General features: G+C 64.9%; 16 protein-coding genes, 1 tRNA gene and 1 other RNA gene. 1 reads left to right on the top strand and 17 read right to left on the bottom strand.

The window, feature by feature from the left end:
• Positions 1–354: 354 nt before the first annotated feature.
• From XdyCFBP7245_RS19585 to prpB, 7 genes are all read right to left on the bottom strand, one after another.
• A non-coding RNA gene (locus XdyCFBP7245_RS19585) (sX9 sRNA) lies at positions 355–431 on the bottom strand.
• 60 nt (positions 432–491) lie between these two features.
• Positions 492–1,484, bottom strand: coding sequence for a nucleoside hydrolase (locus XdyCFBP7245_RS19580; protein ID WP_104617105.1), 993 nt, complete (start codon positions 1,482–1,484; stop codon positions 492–494).
• A gap of 77 nt (positions 1,485–1,561) precedes the next feature.
• Positions 1,562–3,778 (bottom strand): TonB-dependent receptor, encoded by a 2,217-nt coding sequence (locus tag XdyCFBP7245_RS19575; RefSeq protein WP_104617104.1) that lies wholly within the window; start codon positions 3,776–3,778, stop codon positions 1,562–1,564.
• A 419-nt stretch (positions 3,779–4,197) separates the two neighbouring features.
• Positions 4,198–5,397 (bottom strand): 2-methylaconitate cis-trans isomerase PrpF, encoded by a 1,200-nt coding sequence (gene prpF / locus XdyCFBP7245_RS19570; protein ID WP_104617103.1) that lies wholly within the window; start codon positions 5,395–5,397, stop codon positions 4,198–4,200.
• A 67-nt stretch (positions 5,398–5,464) separates the two neighbouring features.
• On the bottom strand, positions 5,465–8,107 hold the full coding sequence (gene acnD, locus XdyCFBP7245_RS19565) for a Fe/S-dependent 2-methylisocitrate dehydratase AcnD (RefSeq protein WP_104617102.1): 2,643 nt from the start codon (positions 8,105–8,107) through the stop codon (positions 5,465–5,467).
• Positions 8,108–8,344: 237 nt separating this feature from the next.
• Complete coding sequence (prpC, locus tag XdyCFBP7245_RS19560; protein WP_104617101.1) at positions 8,345–9,499, bottom strand: bifunctional 2-methylcitrate synthase/citrate synthase; 1,155 nt, start codon at positions 9,497–9,499, stop codon at positions 8,345–8,347.
• A gap of 72 nt (positions 9,500–9,571) precedes the next feature.
• Positions 9,572–10,468 carry a methylisocitrate lyase gene (gene prpB / locus XdyCFBP7245_RS19555; RefSeq protein WP_055846320.1) on the bottom strand — a complete coding sequence of 299 codons (897 nt, stop codon included), beginning with the start codon at positions 10,466–10,468 and terminating at the stop codon, positions 9,572–9,574.
• A 145-nt stretch (positions 10,469–10,613) separates the two neighbouring features.
• Between prpB and prpR the strand changes: the two genes are divergently transcribed.
• Complete coding sequence (gene prpR, locus XdyCFBP7245_RS19550; RefSeq protein WP_104617100.1) at positions 10,614–12,212, top strand: propionate catabolism operon regulatory protein PrpR; 1,599 nt, start codon at positions 10,614–10,616, stop codon at positions 12,210–12,212.
• A 137-nt stretch (positions 12,213–12,349) separates the two neighbouring features.
• On the opposite strand, the gene XdyCFBP7245_RS19545 is transcribed toward prpR, so the two are convergent.
• The 10 genes from XdyCFBP7245_RS19545 to fabD all read right to left on the bottom strand — a co-directional run bounded on the left by XdyCFBP7245_RS19545 (position 12,350) and on the right by fabD (position 21,011).
• On the bottom strand, positions 12,350–12,676 hold the full coding sequence (locus XdyCFBP7245_RS19545; RefSeq protein WP_104617099.1) for a hypothetical protein: 327 nt from the start codon (positions 12,674–12,676) through the stop codon (positions 12,350–12,352).
• Positions 12,677–13,102: 426 nt separating this feature from the next.
• A tRNA-Val gene (locus tag XdyCFBP7245_RS19540) sits at positions 13,103–13,177 on the bottom strand.
• Positions 13,178–13,496: 319 nt separating this feature from the next.
• Positions 13,497–13,850, bottom strand: coding sequence for a PilZ domain-containing protein (locus tag XdyCFBP7245_RS19535; protein ID WP_104617098.1), 354 nt, complete (start codon positions 13,848–13,850; stop codon positions 13,497–13,499).
• Positions 13,847–14,806, bottom strand: coding sequence for a DNA polymerase III subunit delta' (locus XdyCFBP7245_RS19530; RefSeq protein WP_104617097.1), 960 nt, complete (start codon positions 14,804–14,806; stop codon positions 13,847–13,849). Before XdyCFBP7245_RS19530 ends, XdyCFBP7245_RS19535 begins: the two co-directional genes overlap by 4 nt.
• The gene (gene mltG / locus XdyCFBP7245_RS19525; RefSeq protein WP_104617096.1) at positions 14,803–15,876 is read right to left on the bottom strand and encodes an endolytic transglycosylase MltG; all 1,074 of its coding nucleotides are present in this window, start codon (positions 15,874–15,876) and stop codon (positions 14,803–14,805) included. The genes XdyCFBP7245_RS19530 and mltG overlap by 4 nt, the downstream gene beginning before the upstream one ends.
• A gap of 60 nt (positions 15,877–15,936) precedes the next feature.
• A complete protein-coding gene (locus tag XdyCFBP7245_RS19520) occupies positions 15,937–17,292 on the bottom strand; it encodes an aminodeoxychorismate synthase component I (RefSeq protein ID WP_104617095.1) in 1,356 nt (451 codons plus the stop codon).
• 175 nt (positions 17,293–17,467) lie between these two features.
• Positions 17,468–18,703: a beta-ketoacyl-ACP synthase II gene (gene fabF / locus XdyCFBP7245_RS19515; RefSeq protein ID WP_104617094.1), complete on the bottom strand. Its 1,236-nt coding sequence runs from the start codon at positions 18,701–18,703 to the stop codon at positions 17,468–17,470.
• A 141-nt stretch (positions 18,704–18,844) separates the two neighbouring features.
• Positions 18,845–19,084 (bottom strand): acyl carrier protein, encoded by a 240-nt coding sequence (gene acpP, locus XdyCFBP7245_RS19510; protein ID WP_002814322.1) that lies wholly within the window; start codon positions 19,082–19,084, stop codon positions 18,845–18,847.
• Between the two features lie 156 nt (positions 19,085–19,240).
• Positions 19,241–19,984: a 3-oxoacyl-ACP reductase FabG gene (fabG, locus tag XdyCFBP7245_RS19505; protein WP_104617093.1), complete on the bottom strand. Its 744-nt coding sequence runs from the start codon at positions 19,982–19,984 to the stop codon at positions 19,241–19,243.
• Between the two features lie 82 nt (positions 19,985–20,066).
• Positions 20,067–21,011 carry an ACP S-malonyltransferase gene (gene fabD / locus XdyCFBP7245_RS19500; RefSeq protein WP_104617092.1) on the bottom strand — a complete coding sequence of 315 codons (945 nt, stop codon included), beginning with the start codon at positions 21,009–21,011 and terminating at the stop codon, positions 20,067–20,069.
• Positions 21,012–21,109: the final 98 nt, after the last annotated feature.

The raw sequence follows: 21,109 nt of genomic DNA, 5'->3' as shown, positions 1-21,109 counted from the left end.
AAGGACCAGTGGAGATGGTCGGTGTGCACGGTTGCAAACAAGGCATGGTGTGTTGTTTGGATAACGCCGCGTTTGATCAGCTTCGCAGCGCAACGAGATCAGCAGACAGACTTTCAACAAAGTAACCGAGTGACTTTCTGGTGCGGTGTCCTCGCCGCTTGCGGGACCGTGTGGCGGCATGGATGCCGCCACCGAGCCTCCATTGACGGATGTACGGCGTGTCCCGCGAGCGGTGAGGGCATCGCGCCTTCGACCAACCAGGCGTTTGACTGCATCCCAAAAGTGCAGCCAACAAAACCACTGCGCTCACCGTCAGGCAGGCGCTAACTCCGTTGGTTCGCTGCTCTTAAGAGCAGCGAGCAAAACGTAATGAGCAGTCGTCAGGCAGGTATGGACGGCGCACTCAGAACCGGAATGCACACGTGGTACATGCCGCACCGAGTAACTGCCACGCCCGCCTGGCGGCTGCAAAGTGGTTTTGTTGGCTGCTCTCAGTGCAACTGCAACACCGTGCGCATGTATAGGTCGATCAACGCCGGCTTGTCCGCACGCAGACAGGCCTGCACGTTCGGCGTGCCCGGCACCTCGCGCGTATCGCCTTGCGCATCGATATCCAGATGCAGCGGCGTGGTCGGGCACAGTTCGGGGCGCAGCAACCAGGCCACCGGCACGGCATCGAACAAGGTCGGCGTTGCGCTCGCCCAGGGCTGGTCGGTGTTGCGCCATTGGTAGTAGAGCTGGGTGAGCGCGTCGGTCAGGCCATCGCCGTGCGCAAACAGCGCGATACGCTCGGGTTCTTCCAGGGTGATCTGGGTGGCATCCAGCGGCAGCAGGACGATTGGCACACCGGCCGCGAACACGCGCTGCGCGGCCGCCACATCGGACACGATGTTGTACTCGGCGGCCGGCGCGCTGGCCGGGCGATACGCGGACTTACCGTAGCCCACCCGCACCGACCCGCCCATCGCCACGATGCGCTTGAGCTTGGCAAAGCCCGCCGGGTCGCGTTGCTGCGCCAGTGCGGCATCGGTCATGGGGCCCAGCACCAGCAAGGTCACCTCACCCGGGTGGCGCTGCGCCTGCTGCAGGATCATCGTCGCCGCATCGGGCAAGCCGCTCGGCAGCTGCCCTTTCGCAGCCCAGCGCGCCTGACTGAAGGCGATCGTGCTGGTGGTGCGCTTGCCCATCGCCAACGGGATGTCGCTGCGCCCGGCCTGCTGCAACAAACGCTGCAACAGCTGTACACGCAGCGTGGTATCCCCCCACGCCGATGCAATGCCCAGCACCTGCACCTGTGGGCGACGCAACAGCAGTGCCAGCGCGAACGCATCGTCGATGTCGTCGCCGATATCGGTGGACACCACCACCATGTCGGCAGGCGCAGCTGCGCCCTGCACCGCCGCCGCGGGCGCCTGCGCCCACGCGGCGGCGCAGAGGCACCACATCGCCAGCATGCTCCAGGTGCGTTGCCATCTGTGTTGCATCTGTTCTCTCCTCCCGCAAAAAAAAAACCGCCGGCATGCTGGCCGGCGGTTCGCGTTCTACCGTACAACGGTGCCGATCAGAAGTTGGCGCGGAACTGGGCGCCAACGATGCGCGGGTCGTTGATGAAGCCGGTGAGGTTGTTGAAATCGATCGCACCGGTCACGCGGATCTGGTTGGTGCAGTTGCGGCAGAACACCGACAGCTCGTACGCACCGGCGCCCCAGTTGTAACCAATCTTGGCGCCGCCTTCGACCAGCGGCTGGCCGGTGAATTCCTTGGAGTCGTACAGGAAGAAATTCACTTCGCTGCGGTAGGACCAGTCGGTGTAGAAGAACAGCTCGCCATCGTTGCCCATCGGGATGCCGTAACGCAGCGTGGCGTTGGCCATCCACTTGGACGCCTGCGGCAGATCGTTACCGTCGATCAGCGCGCGGCCGGCCGCATTGAGCGGGTCGGTCACGGTGCAGGTGCGGCACACGCCCACCGACAGGTTCGGGTCGTCGATACGGGTCCAGTTGTAGGCGCCACCGGCGGTGACGCGCAGGTTCTGGGTGATCAACGCTTCGAAATCGAACTCGGCGCCGCGTGCCTTGGTCTTGTCGGCGTTGAGCAGACGCACATCGTTGGAGGCGCCGCCCACCGCAGTGAGCTGCTGGTTCTTGACCCGGAAATCGTAGATGTCAAAGCTCAGGCGCGCGCGGTTGTCGAACAGATCCGACTTGATGCCGATCTCGAACGAATCCACCGTCTCCGGCTCGGCCACGGTCAGCGGCGCGGTGCCCGAGGGCACGCCGAAGCTGGCGCCGCGGAAGCCACGTGCGGCACGTGCATACACGTTGACGTCGTCGTTGATGGAGAACGTCGCGGCCAGATCGCCGGTGACCTTGGAGTTGTCGGTTTCGCCGCTGGACGGCTCGACCAGCGTGACGCGGTCCAGCGCCAGCACGTCGAAGGTCTTCTTGTCGTAGGTGTAGCGGATACCGGCGCGCAGGTTCAGGCGATCGGTGGCCGCGTAGTTCAACGAACCGAACGCTGCCCACGAAGTGTTGCGCTGGCGGGTCAGCTGGTAGCTGGCCAGATCGCCGCCACTGAAGGTGTTGTAGGTGTAGTTTTCGCCTTCCACATCGTCGTGGAAGTAGTACAGGCCGGCCTGCCAGTTGAGCGGGCCTTCGTACTGCGATTCGGCACGCAGTTCCTGGCTGTACTGGTCCAGGCTCTTGATGCCACCGGCGGTTTCCACCGGGAACGGAATCGCGCCCGGGCCGGACGGCGGTGCGAACACCGCGCCGAAGCCGCCGTCGATGTCGCCACGGCTGTAGTACTTGCCGATGCCTTCATAGGCGGTAATCGAGTGCAGCGCGATGTCGCCCAGGTCCCAGGTCAGATTGGCGCTGCCGCCATAGGTCTGCAGTTCCTGGGTGTTGGCGCCGTCGATGAAAGATTTTTCGGCGTCGAAGCCATCCACCAGCTGGTTGGTGCCGGGCTGGATGATATTGGCGCGGAACAGGCGCGCGGTGCCGTCCAGATGGCGCGCGTGCGCGTTGAACAATGCGCTGAAATCGTCGCTGGCCTGGTACAGCAACTGCAGGCGCACCGCCGAGTCGGTATAGCCTTCCAGATCGCGGCCGTCGCGGTTCTCCACCCAGTCGTCGCGGCGCTGGCCCAGGGTGGACAGACGCGCCGCCCAATGCTCGCCCATCGCGATGCTCAGGCCGCTTTCCAGCGTCATGGTGCCGTAGGTGCCATAGGACAGGCTGGCGTAGCCGTCGTTGGAGCCGATGGTCGGCTTGACCGAGTTGAACTTGACCACGCCGGCCGGCGTATTGCGGCCGAACAAGGTGCCCTGCGGGCCACGCAATACTTCCAGGCCTTCCAGATCGAAGATCGGGAAGCCCTTCAGGAAGGCGTTTTCCTGTACCACGTCGTCATAGATCAACGACACCGGCTGCGAGGCGTAGGTATTGAAGTCGGTGTTGCCGTAGCCGCGGATGTACACGCGCGGGAACACACGGCCGTTGGACGATTCGATGTTCAGGCTGGGCGCCTTGCCGGCCAGCACGCGGATGTCCGAGCCGCTGGTGGAAATGGCGTCCAGAAATTCCGGGCGCAACACGCTGGCGGACACCGGCACATCCTTGGAGTCTTCCGAGCGACGCTCGACCGTAACCTTGACCGCATCCAGACGCACGACACCGTCGTCGCCAGAGGCCTGCTGCGCAGCAGCGTGGAACGGAAGAAGCGAAACGACGGCAACGGCAAGCGCGCTGATCTTGAGCGACCGGCTGGCTGACATGGGAAGACTCCGAATTCGGTTGGCGGAGCGGCCTGATTTCCATGCCGCGTTGCAACAGAATTAACACGAATTACACAAATATGGCAGAGCGCGTGCGAAAAAGTTTTCTAAATTCGCAAGAGCGTTCTAATTAATGCAACAGAGGCGTGCAATTTGTGCGCTGGAACGTTGCGTGTCTCAGCAGGCAGTGCTCAGCAAATCGGGCGCAGCAACAGGCTTGGCTGCACTGGACCCAGCGATGGCACAGGTCGCGGCGCATGCGCGAGCCCCAGGAAGCCCCATACGACGACTGCCCCCAATACCGATTGACGAGCGCGTAGACAAGCCGCAATGGACCGCCGGCAGGTTTTTAAAGCGGCGTGGATGCGCCCACTCCGCCCGCTACCGGAGACATCCACCCACGTGCATCCGTGTTCCGTTCACTCGACGTTGGCAACATCACCAGGCACGCGCACCCAACCTTCCATCAGCACGCGCGCACTGCGGCTCATCAGCGCCTTGGTCACCTGCCACTGCCCGTCCACCAGCGTCGCCTCCGCACCGACACGCAAGGTGCCGGACGGATGGCCGAAACGCACCGCCGAGCGCGTCGCGCCGCCTGCGGCCAGATTGACCAGGGTGCCGGGCACCGCCGCTGCGGTCCCGATGGCGACGGCGGCGGTACCCATCATCGCGTGGTGCAACTTGCCCATCGACATCGCACGCACCAGCAGATCGATCTCGCCAGCAAGCACCGGCTTGCCGCTGGAGGCGGTGTAGTCGGCCGGCGGCGCAACGAAGGCGACCTTGGGGGTGTGCTGGCGCGTGGCGGCGTCGTCGATGTTGGCAATCAACCCCATCCGCACCGCGCCATGTGCGCGCAGTGTTTCGAACATGGCCAGCGCACGCGGATCGCCATTGATTGCGTCCTGCAATTCGGTGCCGGTGTAACCCAGGTCATGCGCGTTGACAAAAATGGTCGGGATGCCGGCATTGATCAGCGTGGCGGCGATCGTGCCCAGGCCGGGAATCTCCAGCTGATCGATCAGCTTGCCGGTGGGAAACATCGCGCCGCCCTCGCCCTCGGCCGCATCGGCGGGGTCGAGAAATTCCAGCTGCACTTCGGCGGCGGGAAAGGTCACCCCATCCAGCTCGAAGTCGCCGGTTTCCTGCACCTGTCCGTCGCTCATCGGCACGTGCGCCACGATGGTCTTGCCGATATTGGCCTGCCATATACGCACCGTCGCCACACCATCGTGCGGCACCCGCGCCGCATCGACCAGGCCATTGGCGATCGCAAACGGCCCCACCGCCGCCGACAAATTGCCGCAGTTGCCGCTCCAATCCACGAACGCGCTGTCGATGGACACCTGCCCGAACAGATAGTCCACATCGTGTCCGTCGCGCGTACTGGCAGAGACGATCACGCTCTTGCTGGTACTGGACGTGGCCCCGCCCATGCCATCGATCTGCTTGGCATACGGATCGGGGCTGCCGATCACCCGCAGCAACAACGCATCGCGCGCCGGCCCCGGCTGTTGTGCGGCAACCGGCAGATCCTGCAGGCGGAAAAACACGCCCTTGCTGGTGCCACCGCGCAGGTAGGTGGCGGGGATGCGGAGTTGGGGGAGATAGATCATGGGAGGGCCGGGATTGGGGATTGGAGAACGGGATTGGGTGGCAGAACCACGGCAAGGGCCATAGACGCTAGTGCGGTTGCGGTGCTGATGTCGCCTTCAACTCATCTCGATTCCCGACTCCCGATTCCCGGCTCTCAAGAAAATCCTGCGCAAACCGCTGCAACACGCCGCCGGCTTCATAGATCGCCACTTCTTCCGCAGTATCCAGACGGCAGGTCACCGGCACCTGCAGCTGCTCGGCGTTGCGGCGATGGATCGATAACGTCAGCGTTGCGCCTGGCGTGCGCTCGCCCATCACGTCGAATGTTTCGCTGCCGTCGATACCTAGTGTCTTGCGATCGGTCCCCGGCTTGAATTCCAGCGGCAATACGCCCATACCGATCAGGTTGGTGCGGTGGATCCGCTCGAAGCCTTCGGCCACGATCGCTTCCACGCCCGCCAGCCGTACGCCCTTGGCCGCCCAGTCGCGCGACGAGCCCTGCCCGTAATCGGCGCCGGCAATGATGACCAACGGCTGCTTGCGCGTCATATAGGTTTCGATCGCCTCCCACATGCGCACGACCTGCCCGTCCGGCTCCAGCCGTGCCAGCGAACCGGCGGTGACCTGCCCATCCACCACGGCCATTTCGTTGACCAACTTCGGGTTGGCGAAGGTGGCGCGTTGCGCGGTGAGGTGGTCGCCGCGATGGGTGGCGTAAGAATTGAAGTCTTCTTCCGGCACGCCCATCTGCGCCAGGTATTCGCCGGCCGCACTGCTGGCCATGATGGCGTTGGAGGGAGACAGGTGCTCGGTGGTGATGTTGTCGCCCAGCACCGCCAGCGCGCGCATGCCATGCAGCGTGCGTATACCGGCCAGTGCGCCCTCCCAATACGGCGGACGGCGAATATAGGTGCTGGTCGGGCGCCAGTCGTACAGCGGGCTCACGCGCGCGCCCTGCCCCACGCTGCGCTTGAACATCGGGTCGTAGACGCTGCGGAAATGCTCCGGCTTGACGCTGCGCGCCACCACCGCATCGATCTCCGCATCGGTCGGCCACAACTCTTTGAGCGTGATCGGCGTGCCATCCGCATCGATGCCGAGCGCATCCTTTTCGATATCGAAGCGCACCGTTCCTGCGATGGCATAGGCGATCACCAGCGGCGGCGATGCCAGAAACGCCTGCTTGGCATACGGATGGATGCGCCCATCGAAATTGCGGTTGCCCGATAACACCGCCGTCGCATACAGGTCGCGGTCGATGATCTCCTGCTGGATCACCGGGTCCAGCGCGCCGCTCATGCCATTGCAGGTGGTGCAGGCAAACGCCACGATGCCGAAGCCCAGCTGCTCCAGCTCGCTCAGCAGGCCTGCCTCTTCCAGATACAGCTGCACCGCCTTGGAGCCGGGCGCCAGCGAACTTTTCACCCACGGTTTGCGGGTCAGGCCGCGCGCATTGGCATTGCGTGCCAGCAGGCCGGCGGCGATGACGTTACGTGGATTGGAGGTGTTGGTGCACGAGGTGATCGCCGCGATGATCACCGCGCCATCGGGCATCTGCCCTGGCACGTCTTCCCATGCAGCGGCGATGCCACGGCTTGCCAGCTCGGTAGTCGCCACCCGCTTGTGCGGGTTGGATGGCCCGGCCATGTTGCGTACCACGCTCGACAGATCGAACTGCAGCACGCGCTCGTACTGCGCGGTGACCAGAGCGTCGGCCCACAAGCCGGTCTGCCGCGCGTAGGTTTCCACCAGCGCAATCTGCGCGTCCTCTCGGCCGGTCAGCCGCAGGTAGTCGATGGTCTGCTGGTCGATGTAGAACATCGCCGCGGTCGCGCCGAATTCGGGCGTCATATTGGAGATGGTGGCGCGGTCGCCGATGGTCAGCGCGCTGGCGCCGGCACCGTAAAACTCCAGGTATGCACCGACCACGCGCTGCTGGCGCAGGAATTCGGTCAAGGCCAGCACGATGTCGGTGGCGGTGATGCCCGGCGCCGGCCGGCCCAACAATTCCACGCCGATGATGTCGGGCAACCGCATCCACGACGCGCGCCCCAGCATCACGGTCTCCGCTTCCAGCCCGCCCACACCCACGGCGATCACGCCCAACGCATCCACGTGCGGGGTGTGGCTGTCGGTGCCCACGCAGGTATCCGGAAACGCCACGCCATCCAGTGTGTAGATCACCGGCGACATCTTCTCCAGATTGATCTGATGCATGATCCCGTTGCCCGGCGGAATCACCTCCATGTTCTCGAACGCACGCTTGGTCCATTCGATGAAGTGAAAGCGATCGGCATTGCGGCGATCTTCCACGCTGCGATTCTTGGCAAAGGCCTGCTTGTCGAAGCCGGCGTATTCCACTGCCAGCGAGTGATCGACGATCAACTGCACCGGCACCACCGGATTGACCTGCGCCGGGTCGCCGCCCTGCTCGGCGATGGCATCGCGCAAGCCGGCCAGATCGACCAGCGCGGTCTGCCCCAGGATATCGTGGCAGACCACACGCGCCGGAAACCACGGGAAATCCAGGTCGCGCTTGCGCTCGATCAGCTGCCGCAGGTAGGCCTCCAGCAGTTGCGGCTCGGCGCGCCGCACCAGATTTTCGGCATGCACGCGCGCGGTGTACGGCAACGTTGCATACGCGCCCGGCTGCAACGCATCCACTGCGGCGCGTGCATCGAAATACTCCAACGAGGTGCCCGGCAAGGGCTTACGGTACTGGCTGTTCATGGCTGGCGATATCACAAGGCGGGCGAGGTTTCTTGCGGTTGCGGTACTGCTATTGCGGTGCGGTTGCGGTACTGCAATCGCGTTGCGGTTGCGGTGCTGCTATTGCGTTGCGGTTGCGGCGCTACTGTCCGGCACCGCTGCTACTGCGGTGCGGTTGCGGTGCGGTTGCGGTGCCCTTCTCCCGCAAGCGGGAGAAGGTGCCCGAAGGGCGGATGAGGGCCAGCGCCGCCCACACAGTCAGGCGCGCTGGTCCAACGGCACGAAGACCTGATCTTCCGGCCCGGTGTAATTAGCCGACGGGCGAATGATCTTGCCGTCCACGCGCTGCTCGATGATGTGCGCGCTCCAACCGGCCGTGCGCGCCAGCACGAACAGCGGCGTAAACATCGCCGTCGGCACACCGATCATGTGGTAGCTCACCGCACTGAACCAATCCAGGTTGGGGAACATCTTCTTGATATCCCACATCACCGTTTCCAGGCGCTCGGCGATGTCGTACATCTTGCGGCTGCCCTGCGCATCGGACAGCTCGCGCGCCACGTCCTTGATCACCTTGTTACGCGGGTCGGACACCGTGTACACCGGGTGGCCGAAGCCGATCACCACTTCCTTGCGCTCCACACGTGCCTTGATATCGGCTTCCGCTTCATCCGGGGTGTCGTAGCGCTTCTGTATTTCGAAGGCCACTTCGTTGGCGCCGCCGTGCTTGGGTCCGCGCAGCGCGCCGATGCCACCGGCGATGGCGCTGTACATATCGCTGCCGGTACCGGCAATCACCCGGCATGCGAACGTGGAGGCGTTGAATTCATGCTCGGCATACAGGATCAGGCTGGTGTGCATCGCACGCACCCACGACTCCTTGGGCGCAAACCCGTGCAGCAGATGCAGGAAATGCCCGCCGATCGAATCGTCATCGGTTTCCACTTCGATGCGCTTGCCGTTGTGGCTGTAGTGATACCAATACAGCAGCATCGAGCCCAACGACGCCATCAGCTTGTCGGCGATGTCGCGCGCGCCCGGATGGTTATGGTCGTCCTTTTCCGGCTGCAGGCAGCCCAGCACCGAGACGCCGGTGCGCATCACATCCATCGGGTGCGCCGACGGCGGCAGTTGCTCCAGCGCCGCTTTCACGGCGGCCGGCACGCCACGCAGCGACCGCAACTTGGCCTTGTAACCGCGCAATTCGCCGCTATTGGGCAGCTTGCCGTGCACCAGCAGGTACGCAATTTCCTCGAACTCGCTGGTGGTTGCCAGATCCAGAATGTCGTAACCGCGATAGTGCAGATCGTTGCCGCTGCGCCCCACGGTGCACAGCGCGGTGTTGCCTGCAGCAGTGCCGGACAGGGCAACGGATTTTTTCGGCTTGAAACCGGGAATGGTGGTGTCGTTCATGCGATGAGCTCCCAAGCGGTGGCGTGTTGCGGTGTCACGGAGGAGTGACCAGGTGGACGCAGCAAGCGGCGATCATGCGCCTTTGCGTGCAAACAGTGCATCCAGGCGTTGTTCGTAGTCGTGGTAGCCGATGCGTTCGTAGAGTTCTTCGCGCGTCTGCATGGTTTCCAGAACTGCTTGTTGATGGCCATCGCGCCGGATCGCGGTATACACATCCTCGGCGGCCTTGTTGGCCGCACGAAATGCCGACAGCGGAAACAACTGGATCGCCACACCGGCAGCGGCCAGTTGGTCGCGCGTAAACAGCGGTGTCTTGCCGAACTCGGTGATGTTGGCTAGCACCGGCACGCCCACCGCATCGACAAAGCGCTTGTAGGTGTCCAGGTCGTAGGCGGCCTCGGCAAAGATGCCGTCGGCGCCCGCTTCCACGCAGGCGATGGCGCGCTCGATCGCCGCGTCCACGCCTTCCATCTGGATGGCATCGGTCCGTGCGATCAAAAAGAACGCCGGGTCGGTCTTGGCATCGGCCGCCGCCTTGACCCGGTCCACCATCTCGCCCTGACTGACGATCTCCTTGCCCGGCCGATGCCCGCAGCGCTTGGCGCCGACCTGGTCTTCGATATGGCAACCGGCCGCGCCCGCCTTGATCAGCGATTTGATGGTGCGCTCGATGTTGAACGCGCTCGGCCCGAAGCCGGTGTCCACGTCCACCAGCAGCGGCAACCCGCATACATCGGTAATGCGGCGCACATCGATCAGCACATCTTCCAACGTATTGATGCCCAGATCCGGCAGCCCCAACGAACCCGCCGCCACGCCGCCGCCCGAGAGATAGATGGCCTGATACCCGGCACGCTGGGCCAGCAGCGCATGGTTGGCATTGATCGCACCGATGACCTGCAGCGGCGACTCGGCGGCCAGCGCCGCGCGGAAGCGGGTACCGGCGGAAGAAATGGGCGAGGACGTCATGGCGATTCCTGGGATGGGATGCTGGACAACCCGCAAATGCCATGCCAATCGCAAGCACTTGATTTCACTGACCACCGTCAGCGAATCGTTGCGAATATGCAACGCCTGGCGCAACATGAAACACTTATGGAACACGCCAACGTCGATGCGTAACCCCTCCCCCGCCGACCCGGCAGACACATCGCCGCCGGTGATCTGGACCGTCAGCGTGTCGCGGCTGACCGGCCTGCTTGCCGATGTCATCCCCGAATTCGACCAGCGCGCGCGGATCGAGCAGATCAACCTTGGCTTTGCCGACGCCGTGGACGTCATCGGCCAGCGCCTGCGCCGCGAGCGCTGCGATGTCTTGGTCGCTGGCGGCTCCAACGCCGCCTACCTGCGCAGCCGGCTTGCGCTGCCGCTGGCGCCGATCCAGGCCACCGGCTTCGACCTCATGGAAGCGTTGGCGCGTGCGCGCCGCATCGCACCGCGCATCGGCGTGGTGACCCATGCCAGCGACGTTCCCTCGTTCCACGCCTTCCAGCGCAGCTTCGACCTGGACATCGAACACCGCCGCTTCGTCACTGCCGAGGACGCGCGCGACTGCATTGCCGACCTGCGTGCCGGCGGTATCCAGGTCATCGTGGGTACCGGCATGGCGATCGATTTCGCCGAACAGGCCGGCCTGCCTGGTGTGCTGCTGTATTCGGCAGATTCGGTCCGTCACGCACTGGAAAACGCCATCGCATTAGGCACTGCTTCCAGCCAGGAACGCCCAACCGCCCGCAGCAACGCACGACGGACACGCCGCAGCGACGCGCTGCTCGGCGACGACGCAGCAATGGTGCACGTCCGCGAGCTGGTGCAGCTGTATGCGCCGCACGCGGGCACCGTGTTGATCAGCGGCCAGACCGGGACCGGTAAGGAGTTGGTCGCCCGACAACTGCATGCCGGTAGTCGCCGGCGTGGCCGCTTTGTCGCGATCAATTGCGGCGCCATCACCGAATCGCTGCTGGAAGCGGAATTGTTCGGCTACAGCGATGGAGCTTTCACCGGCGCACGCCGCGGCGGCCACACCGGCCTGATCGAAGCCGCGCAGGAAGGCACGTTGTTTCTCGACGAAATCGGCGAATTGCCGATGCCGCTACAGACGCGCTTGCTGCGCGTACTGGAAGAACGCGAAGTGCTGCGCGTCGGCGCCACCGTGCCAATTGCCGTGGATGTGCGCGTGATAGCAGCAAGCCTGCAGGATCTGCATTCCCTGGTCGAGCAAGGGCGCTTTCGCCGCGACCTGTTCTATCGCTTGAACGCACTACGCATCGCACTGCCGCCGTTACGCCACCGCCCCGACGACATTGCGATGCTGCTGACGCATTACTTTCAGCAACTGGGCAGCATTGCATCGCCATTGTCGCCCGCAGCGCTGCACCGGCTGCAGCAGCATGCATGGCCGGGCAACGTGCGCGAACTACGCAACCTGGTTGAACGCTTATGCATTCACTGGAAGTCACACGCGCACGACCACCTGAGCCTGGAACAACTGCAACGCTGGGCGCCGGAACTGTTCGACGCACACGTCAGCGACCCTGCACCGCATGCGCACACCGAGCTTGCCGCATCGCGCCTGCAACTCACCGCCGCAGCGGTGCGCACGGCACTGGAACGCGCCAACGGCAACCGTACCCTCGCCGCTCAAGCACTCGGCGTTTCGCGCACCACCTTGTGGCGCTGGATGCAGGCACAGGCGATGGCGCCACAGCGTTGAACACCGCACGTTAGCTCGGCTTTCAGCCCAGGTTGGACAGGGGCAACGCCGTACATGATGCCCCGCTGCATGCAGCATGCAGCATGCACGACACGCGGCTGAGCGCGACAATCAGCACGCACGCGTCGATACGGCGATTACTTGATCCGCGTGTACTCGGTATCGCCCGTGCTCAGACGGCCTGTCGCCTCGTCGATCGCATAATTGACCGTACCGCTGCCGCTGGACACCTGCAGCACACCCTTGGTCAGCAGCGCCGGATAATTTCGGGTCCTCACGCCACTACCGAACAGCTCCGGCGTGGTATCGCGAATGATGAAGCTTTCGCCATTGTGCTCGATGCTCAGCACATTCTTCTGCGACTTCACATTGACCCACTTGCCCACGTACTGCTCGCCAACATCGCGCGCGCACCCGGCCAACAGCAACATCGCAACCAGCGCACTTCCAAGCAGCGTCTTCATCGCCACTCCATCTCGATCCGGGGCTTTGCAGGATGGCAAGTCCCTGTCGAGCTCGCAAGGCACCGACCCTAGCGAAAAGTGCTTACGTGCACCGCTTCTCGAAATGCAATGCAGCGTCACTACCAAGTGTGAGACAGCGACCCTGGCACACGGATTCATCACTGGTGCAATCGATTAACCGCAGCGTCCAAGCCATGCAGATGGCCAGTCCTGATCGAACGCGCAAGAAACGCGACATCGCGATGTCTCGCGCCAACGCGAACCACCGCACAACACGCATGCCGCTGAGTGAGTGGCAGTGGCTGCCGAGTGCTGCATAAGAATGAGGACTGCGGCGCTATCGCATCACCCATCCATGCAGTCGCTACGACACTGCGGCAAAGAAAAAAACCGGCTTTCGCCGGTTTTCATCTGACGCTGAATTCATGGTGGGCGGTACAAGGTTCGAACTTGTGACCCTTGCCGTGTGAAGGCAATGCTCTACCGCTGAGCTAACCGCCCGGTGACGCGAGCCGCACATTATAGGGCAGCCGCAGCAATCGTCAACAGCCGCGTTCGCCCCGGTGGATGCCTACTGAAACCGCGGCAGTTTGCAGACGCCGGCTTCCTCTCGTCAGCCGGCGGCGCTGCCCCTCTCGACCCGGCATCACGCACGTTAACTGCCTGGCCGTATCGCAAAGCCGATCACTTGCCTGGCGCCTGATGGCTCATTCCCACCTGGCAGGAGTCTCACCTACACCGCAGTCAGCGCACTGCAATCAGTGGCAGCCCTGCCGCTGCAGTTGTGCGGCGGCCGGCCGCATGCCCAACAACAACCGCATCACATCGTATGCGTCGGCTTGTCCGAGGTGGTCAGGCCGGCCAGCAGGGTTTCGATCTTGTTGCGCACCGCCTCGCCTTCCGGGCCGTCCGGAAACTGCACGCCGATGCCCGCGGCGCGGTTGCCCTGCGCGCCCGCAGGCGTGGTCCAGATCACCTTGCCGGCCACCGGCAGGCGCTCGCTGGAATCGGGCAGGGTCAGCAGCAGGAAAACTTCATCGCCCAGCATGTAGCGCTTGGGCGTGGGCACGAAGATGCCGCCGCCTTTCACGAACGGCATGTACGCGCCGTAGAGCGCCGGCTTGTCTTTCAACGCCAGCGACAAAATGCCTTGGCGTGCATTCATTGCACTCATCGAGTTCCCCTAGAACGTGTCTGGTGCGCTCCATCGCGCCAGGCCAGCAGCAATTCCGTCACTGCCAGGTCGGCGCGGACGGTGGTGCGCAGCAGATCGCGTGTGCGATTGGCGGCGTCGAACCAGGTCGCCAGCTTGTGCAACCGCGATGGATCGGTCAAGCCAGCCGAGGCCTGCGCCAATGCCAGGTCGGCGGCATGCCGCAACCGCTGATCGGCCTGGCCGTCGTTGGTCCAGCGCTGCGCAACATCCACCGCACCGGCGCGGCCGCTGGCGATCTGCTCCAGGTCCTGCGCCACCGCGCGACGCACCGTCAGGCCATCCTCGCGCAACCACTGTGCGGCCAGCCCGGGGTGGCCGCGTGCAGCGTCCAGCGCTTCCTGTGCCGCCCGCTCGCTGACGCCCTGTGCCAGCAACCAGGCCAGCGCTTCATGCGCGGGCGGCAGCTTGAATTCCAGGCGCTGGCAGCGGCTGCGGATGGTGGCCGGCAAACGCGCCGGCTGCGCGCTGATCAGCCACAGGTAGCGGCCTGGCGAAGGCTCTTCCAGGGTCTTGAGCAAGGCATTGCAGGCGGCGCGATTGATCGCATCGGCCGGGTCGACGATCACCACCTGGGCGATGCCGTACTGCGGCGTCAGCGACAGCTTTTGCGACACCTCGCGCACCTGCTCGATGACGATTTCCGTGCGCAGCTTGTCGCCGGTGCGATTGGGAATGAACGAGATCAGCTGCAGATCCGGATGGGTGCCGGCGGCGATCAGCTGCCGCGTGCGCTGCGCCAACGCCGGGTCCGGTGAGCTGGCCAGCACGTGCTCGGCCAGCGCCAGTGCCACGCCGCGCTTGCCCAACCCTTCCGGTCCGCAGATCAGCAACCCGTGTCCGAGCCGGCCAGCATCCAGCGCCGCCACGGTCTGGTCGAAGGCGCGTTGCTGCCAGGGCGAAAACGCGGCGGTCATGGCGTGGGCTCCGGTGGCGGCATGTTCGGCAGGCGGCGACGCTGCAGGTAGCGCGCCACTGCCGCGTTATGTTCGGCCAACGTGGCCGAAAACGCATGCGCGCCGGTGCCGTCGCCAACGGCGACGAAATACAGCGCATCGCCGGGGGCCGGGCGCACTGCAGCCAGCAGCGCCTCGCGGCCGGGCATGGCGATCGGTGTGGGGGTCAGGCCGGTGCGGGTGTAGGTGTTGTACGGGGTATCGGTGGTCAGGTCGCGGCGGCGGATGTTGCCGTCGTAGCTGCTGCCGATGCCGTAGATCACGGTGGGGTCGGTCTGCAACTTCATGCCCAACTGCAGGCGGCGCAGGAACACCCCGGCGATCAACGGCCGCTCGCTGCCCAGCGCGGTTTCCTTTTCGATGATGGACGCCAGGATCAGCGCCTGCTCCGGCGAGGTCAGCGGCACGTTGGCGGCGCGCTGCTCCCAGGCCTGCGCCAGCGCGGTGTCCATTGCTGCGTGGGCGCGCTTGAGCACGTCCAGATCGCTGTCGCCGCGTTGATACAGATAGGTCTCCGGCAGGAAGCGGCCTTCCGGGTGCTGGTTGGCGAAACCCAGCCGCGCCATCAATGCGGCGTCATCCAGCGTGCCGATGGTCTGCTGCAACGGCGTGGCGGTGGCCAGCGCGGCGCGCAGCTGACGGAAATTCCAGCCCTCCACAATGGTGAAGCGGTACTGGATCACCCGGCCCTGGCGCATGCGACCGAGCAGTTCGCGCGGCGACAGGGCCGGCGTCAATGCGTACTCGCCCACCTTGAGTTTGCCGGCCGCATCGACCTGACGTGCCAGCAGCTGCCATTCCAGATCGGTGCCTTGCGCGATGCCGGCCTCGCGCAATTTGCGCAAGGCGACCCTGAGCGAATCGCCCGGCCCGATCACCACGCTGGGCGCCGTGGCGCTCACCGGCGTCTGCGCGAAGTGCAGGTAATGCCGCCATGCCACCAGCGCGGCAATCGCCAGCAGCGCTACGAGCAGCAATGCCGTGCCCAGCACGGCCAGACATCCGCGTTTGCCAGTCACCGCCACACCCACCTCGTCATTGCCCTAGCGCCGCGCAGGATACCGCGCGCCGGTGATGTCCCGTTGAAGCGCTCATGTCGGCTCGATCGCACGCAGCACGCCACGCGCCTTGGCGCGGGTTTCGTCCAGCTCGCGTTGCGGGTCCGAGTCCACCACGATGCCGGCGCCGGTGCGGAAGCGCACCTGCGTTCCAGCCACCTCCGCGGTGCGGATCAGGATGTTCAGATCCATGTCGCCGTCGCGGTTGAGCCAGCCGAACGCGCCGGTGTAGGCGCCGCGCGCGGTCTGTTCGAGCTCGGCGATGATCTGCATGCAGCGCACCTTCGGGCAACCGGTAATCGTGCCACCCGGGAACACGGCTGCGATCACCTCGCCCGGCGTGACCCCGGCGCGCAGACGGCCACGCACGTTGCTGACGATGTGATGCACGTGGGCATAGCTTTCCACCGCCATCAGTTCGTCCACCTCGACCGTGCCGGGCACGCAGATCCGGCCCAGGTCGTTGCGCTCCAGGTCGATCAGCATGACGTGCTCGGCGCGTTCTTTCGGGTGCCCGACCAGCTCGCGGATGCGCGCCGCATCGTCGTCGCCGGCAAAGCGCGCGCGCGTTCCGGCGATCGGGCGGGTCTGCACCGTAGCGCCGTGCACCGACACCAGCCGCTCGGGCGAGGAACTCACCACCGCGCGCCCGGCCGCCACGAACACGCCGGCGAACGGAGCTGGGTTGGCCGAACGCAGCCGGGCGTGCAGCGCCGCCGGATCCACCGCCGCGGCAAAGCGCGCATTCCAGGCGCGCGAGATATTGGCCTGGAACACATCGCCGGCACGCAGGTAATCGAGCACCCGCTGCACCGCATCGGTAAAGCGCTCGGGCGCATCTTCGTCCACCGCAACCGGCCCGACCCAGGCCGGCAACGGCGGCAGCGCGGCGCAGGCGGCAATGTCGTCGTCGATACGATCCAGCAGATCGTCGCGACCAGGTTCGGCCAGCGCGATGCAGCGGCCTTCCACGCGATCGCGCAACACCGCTGCCGGCGCACGCAAGGCGAGCGCGCTCGGAAGGCGGTCGGTCCGCGCAGGCAGCTGCAGGATCGGCTCGACCTGCGCGGCCAATTCGTAGTCCAGCAATACCGCCCAGCCGCCACGAAACGGCAATGCGCTGGTCGCATCGCGCGGCACCCGTTCGGCGTGCCAGGCGGCATCCAGCGCGTCCAAAAAATTGCATTCGAGCGCTTGACCATCGCCATCGCGCGTCACGCCATCCGGATCCAGCCGCAGGCTGGCGCCATCTGCCAGCAACAGCACATCCCAGCGCCCATGCTCGGTACCGGAGGCAGTGGATTCCAGCAACGCCGGGTACCGTTGCGGCGCCAACCGATGCAGCGCCAGCAAGTCGATGTCCGCGTGCAGTGATCGGGTGAGCGTCATCGGTCCGGGGTGGCGTGAGATGCAAAAGCGCGCCGCCTTCTAAAAGGCAGCGCGCGCGATGCGTGGATCAGGATTAGGTCAAGCCAACACTGTCCGGCTGGCCGCACGAACGCAGTGGGCGCGGCGGCCAAGGACTGTTGCGTGGCGCGCCGTGCGAGCGCGCAGACGCGCCGACTCAGATGCGCTTGAACACCAGCGTGCCGTTGGTGCCGCCAAACCCGAAGCCGTTGGACATCACCGCATCCACCTGCACTTCGCGCGCCACGTTCGGCACGTAATCCAGGTCGCAGCCTTCGCTGGCTTCTTCCAGGTTGATCGTCGGCGGGATGATGCCGGTGTGCAGCGCCATCACCGAGAAGATCGCTTCCACACCGCCGGCCGCGCCCAGCAGATGGCCGGTCATCGACTTGGTCGAGCTGACCATGGTCTTGTAGGCGTGGTCGCCCAGCGCGCGCTTCATCGCCAGCGTTTCGGCCAGATCGCCCAGCGGCGTGGAGGTACCGTGCGCGTTGAGGTAACCGATCTGCTCGGGGTTGAGCTTGGCATCGCGCATGGCCGCGACCATGCTGCGCGCCGCGCCTTCGCCGTCTTCGCTGGGGGCGGTCATGTGGAACGCGTCGGAGCTGGCACCGAAGCCGACCAGCTCGGCATAGATGCGCGCACCACGCGCCTTGGCGTGTTCGTACTCTTCCAGCACCAGCACGCCGGCGCCGTCGCCCAGCACGAAGCCGTCGCGCTGCTTGTCCCAGGGACGCGATGCAGCGGTGGGGTCGTCGTTACGGGTGGACATCGCCTTCATCGCGCAGAACCCGCCCACCGAACTCGGCGAGGAACCGCGCTCGGCGCCGCCGGCCAGCATCACGTCGGCGTCGCCGTACTGGATCATGCGCATCGCCGTGCCGATCGAGTGATTGGACGTGGCGCACGCCGATACGGCCGAGAACGTCGGGCCCTTCAGGCCTTTGATCAGGCTGACCTGGCCCGGCAGCATGTTGATGATGGTGCTAGGCACATAGAACGGCGAAATCTTGCGCGCGCCGCCCTCATGGAATTTGATGGTCTGCTCTTCGATACCGAGCAGCCCGCCGATGCCGGAGCCGAGAATGGCACCAGTGCGTTCGGCATTGCTTTCGTCGATGACCAAGCCGGAATCGTCCAGCGCCATGAACGAGGCGCCGACACCGTAGTGGATGAACGAATCCATCTTTTTGACGTCCTTGGCGGACACAAAAAGCGTGGGGTCGAAATTCTTGATTTCGCCAGCGATCTTGGTGGTGAACTGCGAGGCATCGATCTGCGTGATCGGGCCAATGCCTGAGCGCCCGTGGATGATCCCATCCCAGCTGCTGGCCAGATCATTGCCCAGCGGCGACACCATGCCCATGCCGGTAACGACAACACGACGACTCATTGCAGATCTCCTCACCACGGAACGGACGGTGCTTGCGGTTTGCGGGTGACACTTGAAAAACACAGGGCCGCATCAGCGGCCCCATGGAATGTCTGACGCAGTAGCGGCGCAATGCGCGCCACCGCAGTCAGGAACAACGCATCAGCTCTTGACGTGAGCCTTGACGTAGTCGATCGCCTGCTGGACCGAGGTGATCTTCTCGGCCTCTTCGTCCGGGATCTCGCACTCGAACTCTTCTTCCAGCGCCATCACCAGCTCGACGGTGTCCAGCGAGTCGGCACCCAGGTCATCGACGAACGATGCGCTGGTGGTGACTTCCTCTTCCTTGACGCCGAGTTGTTCGACGACGATTTTCTTGACGCGTTCTTCGATGGTGCTCATTGGGGATATCGCTCCAGCTGGAGTAGTGGTGGTACGAAAAAAACGCCATCGCCGCTGCGATGGCCGCGTTGGATAGTGTAGTGGAAGCGCCCGAGCCTTGCATTGCATCACAAGTCCCGGCCGATCAGCCACTTAGCGCCTCCCGGCGGCGCACGCTCACGGCATGTACATGCCACCGTTGACGTGCAGGGTCTCGCCGGTGATATAGCGGGCGGTCGGGCCGGCCAGGAACGCCACCGCGTTGGCGATGTCCTCCGGCGCGCCCAGGTGACCGAGCGCGATCTGCTGCAGCAAGGCGGCCTTGGCCTCCTCCGGCAACGCCTTGGTCATATCGGTATCGATGAAACCGGGCGCCACCACATTCACGGTAATCCCGCGCGAACCGATTTCCTTGGCCAGCGACTTGGAGAACGCGATGATGCCGGCCTTGGCTGCGGCGTAGTTGGTCTGGCCCGGATTGCCGGTCACCCCGACCACCGAGGCGATATTGACGATGCGGCCCTTGCGCGCCTTCATCATGCCGCGCATCACCGCCTTGGACGTACGGAACACGCTGGTCAGATTGGTGTCGATGATGGCTTGCCAATCGTCGTCCTTCATCCGCATCAACAGGTTGTCGCGGGTGATGCCGGCGTTGTTGACCAGAATCGAGATGGCGCCGAATTCCTTGCCGATCGCCTCGATCAGGCCATCGACCGCCGCCGCATCGGTGACGTTGAGTTCGCGACCGTGGCTGCCGTGGGCCGCCAGCCGCTCGCCGATGGCCGTGGCGCCGGAGGCCGAGGTAGCGGTACCGATGACGGTGGCGCCCTGGGCGGCCAAGGTGTCGGCAATGGCCGCGCCGATGCCGCGACTGGCGCCGGTGACCAGGGCAATTTCGCCCTGCAGAGGCTTGCTCATGACTACTGTTCCTCGAAGGGGGACGCTGCGATCAGTGCCGCGAGCGTCGAGGGATGCCGGTAGCACCGGCATGTGCGTCGGATCAGTGCGCCCACGCGTCGAGCGCGCCGGCGTAATCGGCTGGCGTGGCCAACGGGCGGGCGTCCAGGCTCTTGTCGATGCGCTTGATCAGCCCGCTCAACACCTTGCCCGGGCCGCATTCGGCGATCTTGGTGATGCCATGGGCCGCCAGCGCCTGCACGCAGCCGGTCCACTGCACCGGTAGGTACAACTGCTCGACCAGGGCCTGGCGAATCGCCGCGCTGCCCTCGTGCACGCGCGCATCGACGTTCTGCACCACCGGAATCTGCGGCGTCTGCCAGCTCAACCCGGCCATCGCTTCGCCGAGCTGATTGGCCGCATCGCGCATCAGCGGCGTGTGCGACGGCACGCTCACCGCCAGCTTGACCGCCTTGCGCACGCCGCGCTCGGCCAGCAAGGCCAGCGCACGATCCACCGCCGCCGCATCGCCGCCAATCACGATCTGCCCGGGCGAATTGAAGTTGGCCGGCACCACCACCTGGCTACCTGCCGCCTCGGCGCAGACTTCCAACACCAGGGCGTCGTCGGCGCCCAACACGGCGGCCATCGCACCGACACCCGCCGGCGCTGCGGCCTGCATGAATTGTCCGCGCAGCCGTACCAGGTGCGCACCGTCATGCAGCGACAAGGCACCAGAGGCCACCAGCGCGGTGTATTCGCCCAGGCTGTGCCCAGCAAGCAAGGCCGGACGCGCACCACGCTGCGCAGTCCACAGCCGCCACACCGCCACCCCCGCCGCCAGCAGCGCCGGCTGGGTGTACTCGGTGCGGTTGAGCATCTCTTCCGGGCCGCCCTGGGACAGCGCCCACAAGTCGACACCGGCGCCTTCGGAGGCTTCGGCAAACGTTTCGCGAACCTGCGGATGCAGTTCGGACAGTTCGGCCAGCATCCCCAGGGACTGCGAGCCCTGGCCGGGGAAGACGAAGGCGAGAGTGGATTCGGTCACGCGCGGCTGCCAGCAAAAATCGAGCCGGGATGATACGTGCGAAATCGCCCTAGCGTCTGTACTGCCGCGTATGCAGCAGAGTTTGCGACAGGACTCGG

The organism is Xanthomonas dyei (assembly GCF_002939865.1).
GTDB classification, from domain to species: domain Bacteria; phylum Pseudomonadota; class Gammaproteobacteria; order Xanthomonadales; family Xanthomonadaceae; genus Xanthomonas; species Xanthomonas dyei.
The sequence above is the reverse complement of the archived record's forward strand: the minus strand, read 5'-3'. Positions and strand labels throughout refer to the sequence as shown.

Coding starts and splice junctions, on each gene's coding strand:
- XdyCFBP7245_RS19580 (WP_104617105.1), bottom strand. CDS start 1,484: ATGCAACACAGATGGCAACGCACCTGGAGCATGCTGGCGATGTGGTGC.
- XdyCFBP7245_RS19575 (WP_104617104.1), bottom strand. CDS start 3,778: ATGTCAGCCAGCCGGTCGCTCAAGATCAGCGCGCTTGCCGTTGCCGTC.
- prpF (WP_104617103.1), bottom strand. CDS start 5,397: ATGATCTATCTCCCCCAACTCCGCATCCCCGCCACCTACCTGCGCGGT.
- acnD (WP_104617102.1), bottom strand. CDS start 8,107: ATGAACAGCCAGTACCGTAAGCCCTTGCCGGGCACCTCGTTGGAGTAT.
- prpC (WP_104617101.1), bottom strand. CDS start 9,499: ATGAACGACACCACCATTCCCGGTTTCAAGCCGAAAAAATCCGTTGCC.
- prpB (WP_055846320.1), bottom strand. CDS start 10,468: ATGACGTCCTCGCCCATTTCTTCCGCCGGTACCCGCTTCCGCGCGGCG.
- prpR (WP_104617100.1), top strand. CDS start 10,614: ATGCGTAACCCCTCCCCCGCCGACCCGGCAGACACATCGCCGCCGGTG.
- XdyCFBP7245_RS19545 (WP_104617099.1), bottom strand. CDS start 12,676: ATGAAGACGCTGCTTGGAAGTGCGCTGGTTGCGATGTTGCTGTTGGCC.
- XdyCFBP7245_RS19535 (WP_104617098.1), bottom strand. CDS start 13,850: ATGAGTGCAATGAATGCACGCCAAGGCATTTTGTCGCTGGCGTTGAAA.
- XdyCFBP7245_RS19530 (WP_104617097.1), bottom strand. CDS start 14,806: ATGACCGCCGCGTTTTCGCCCTGGCAGCAACGCGCCTTCGACCAGACC.
- XdyCFBP7245_RS19520 (WP_104617095.1), bottom strand. CDS start 17,292: ATGACGCTCACCCGATCACTGCACGCGGACATCGACTTGCTGGCGCTG.
- fabF (WP_104617094.1), bottom strand. CDS start 18,703: ATGAGTCGTCGTGTTGTCGTTACCGGCATGGGCATGGTGTCGCCGCTG.
- acpP (WP_002814322.1), bottom strand. CDS start 19,084: ATGAGCACCATCGAAGAACGCGTCAAGAAAATCGTCGTCGAACAACTC.
- fabG (WP_104617093.1), bottom strand. CDS start 19,984: ATGAGCAAGCCTCTGCAGGGCGAAATTGCCCTGGTCACCGGCGCCAGT.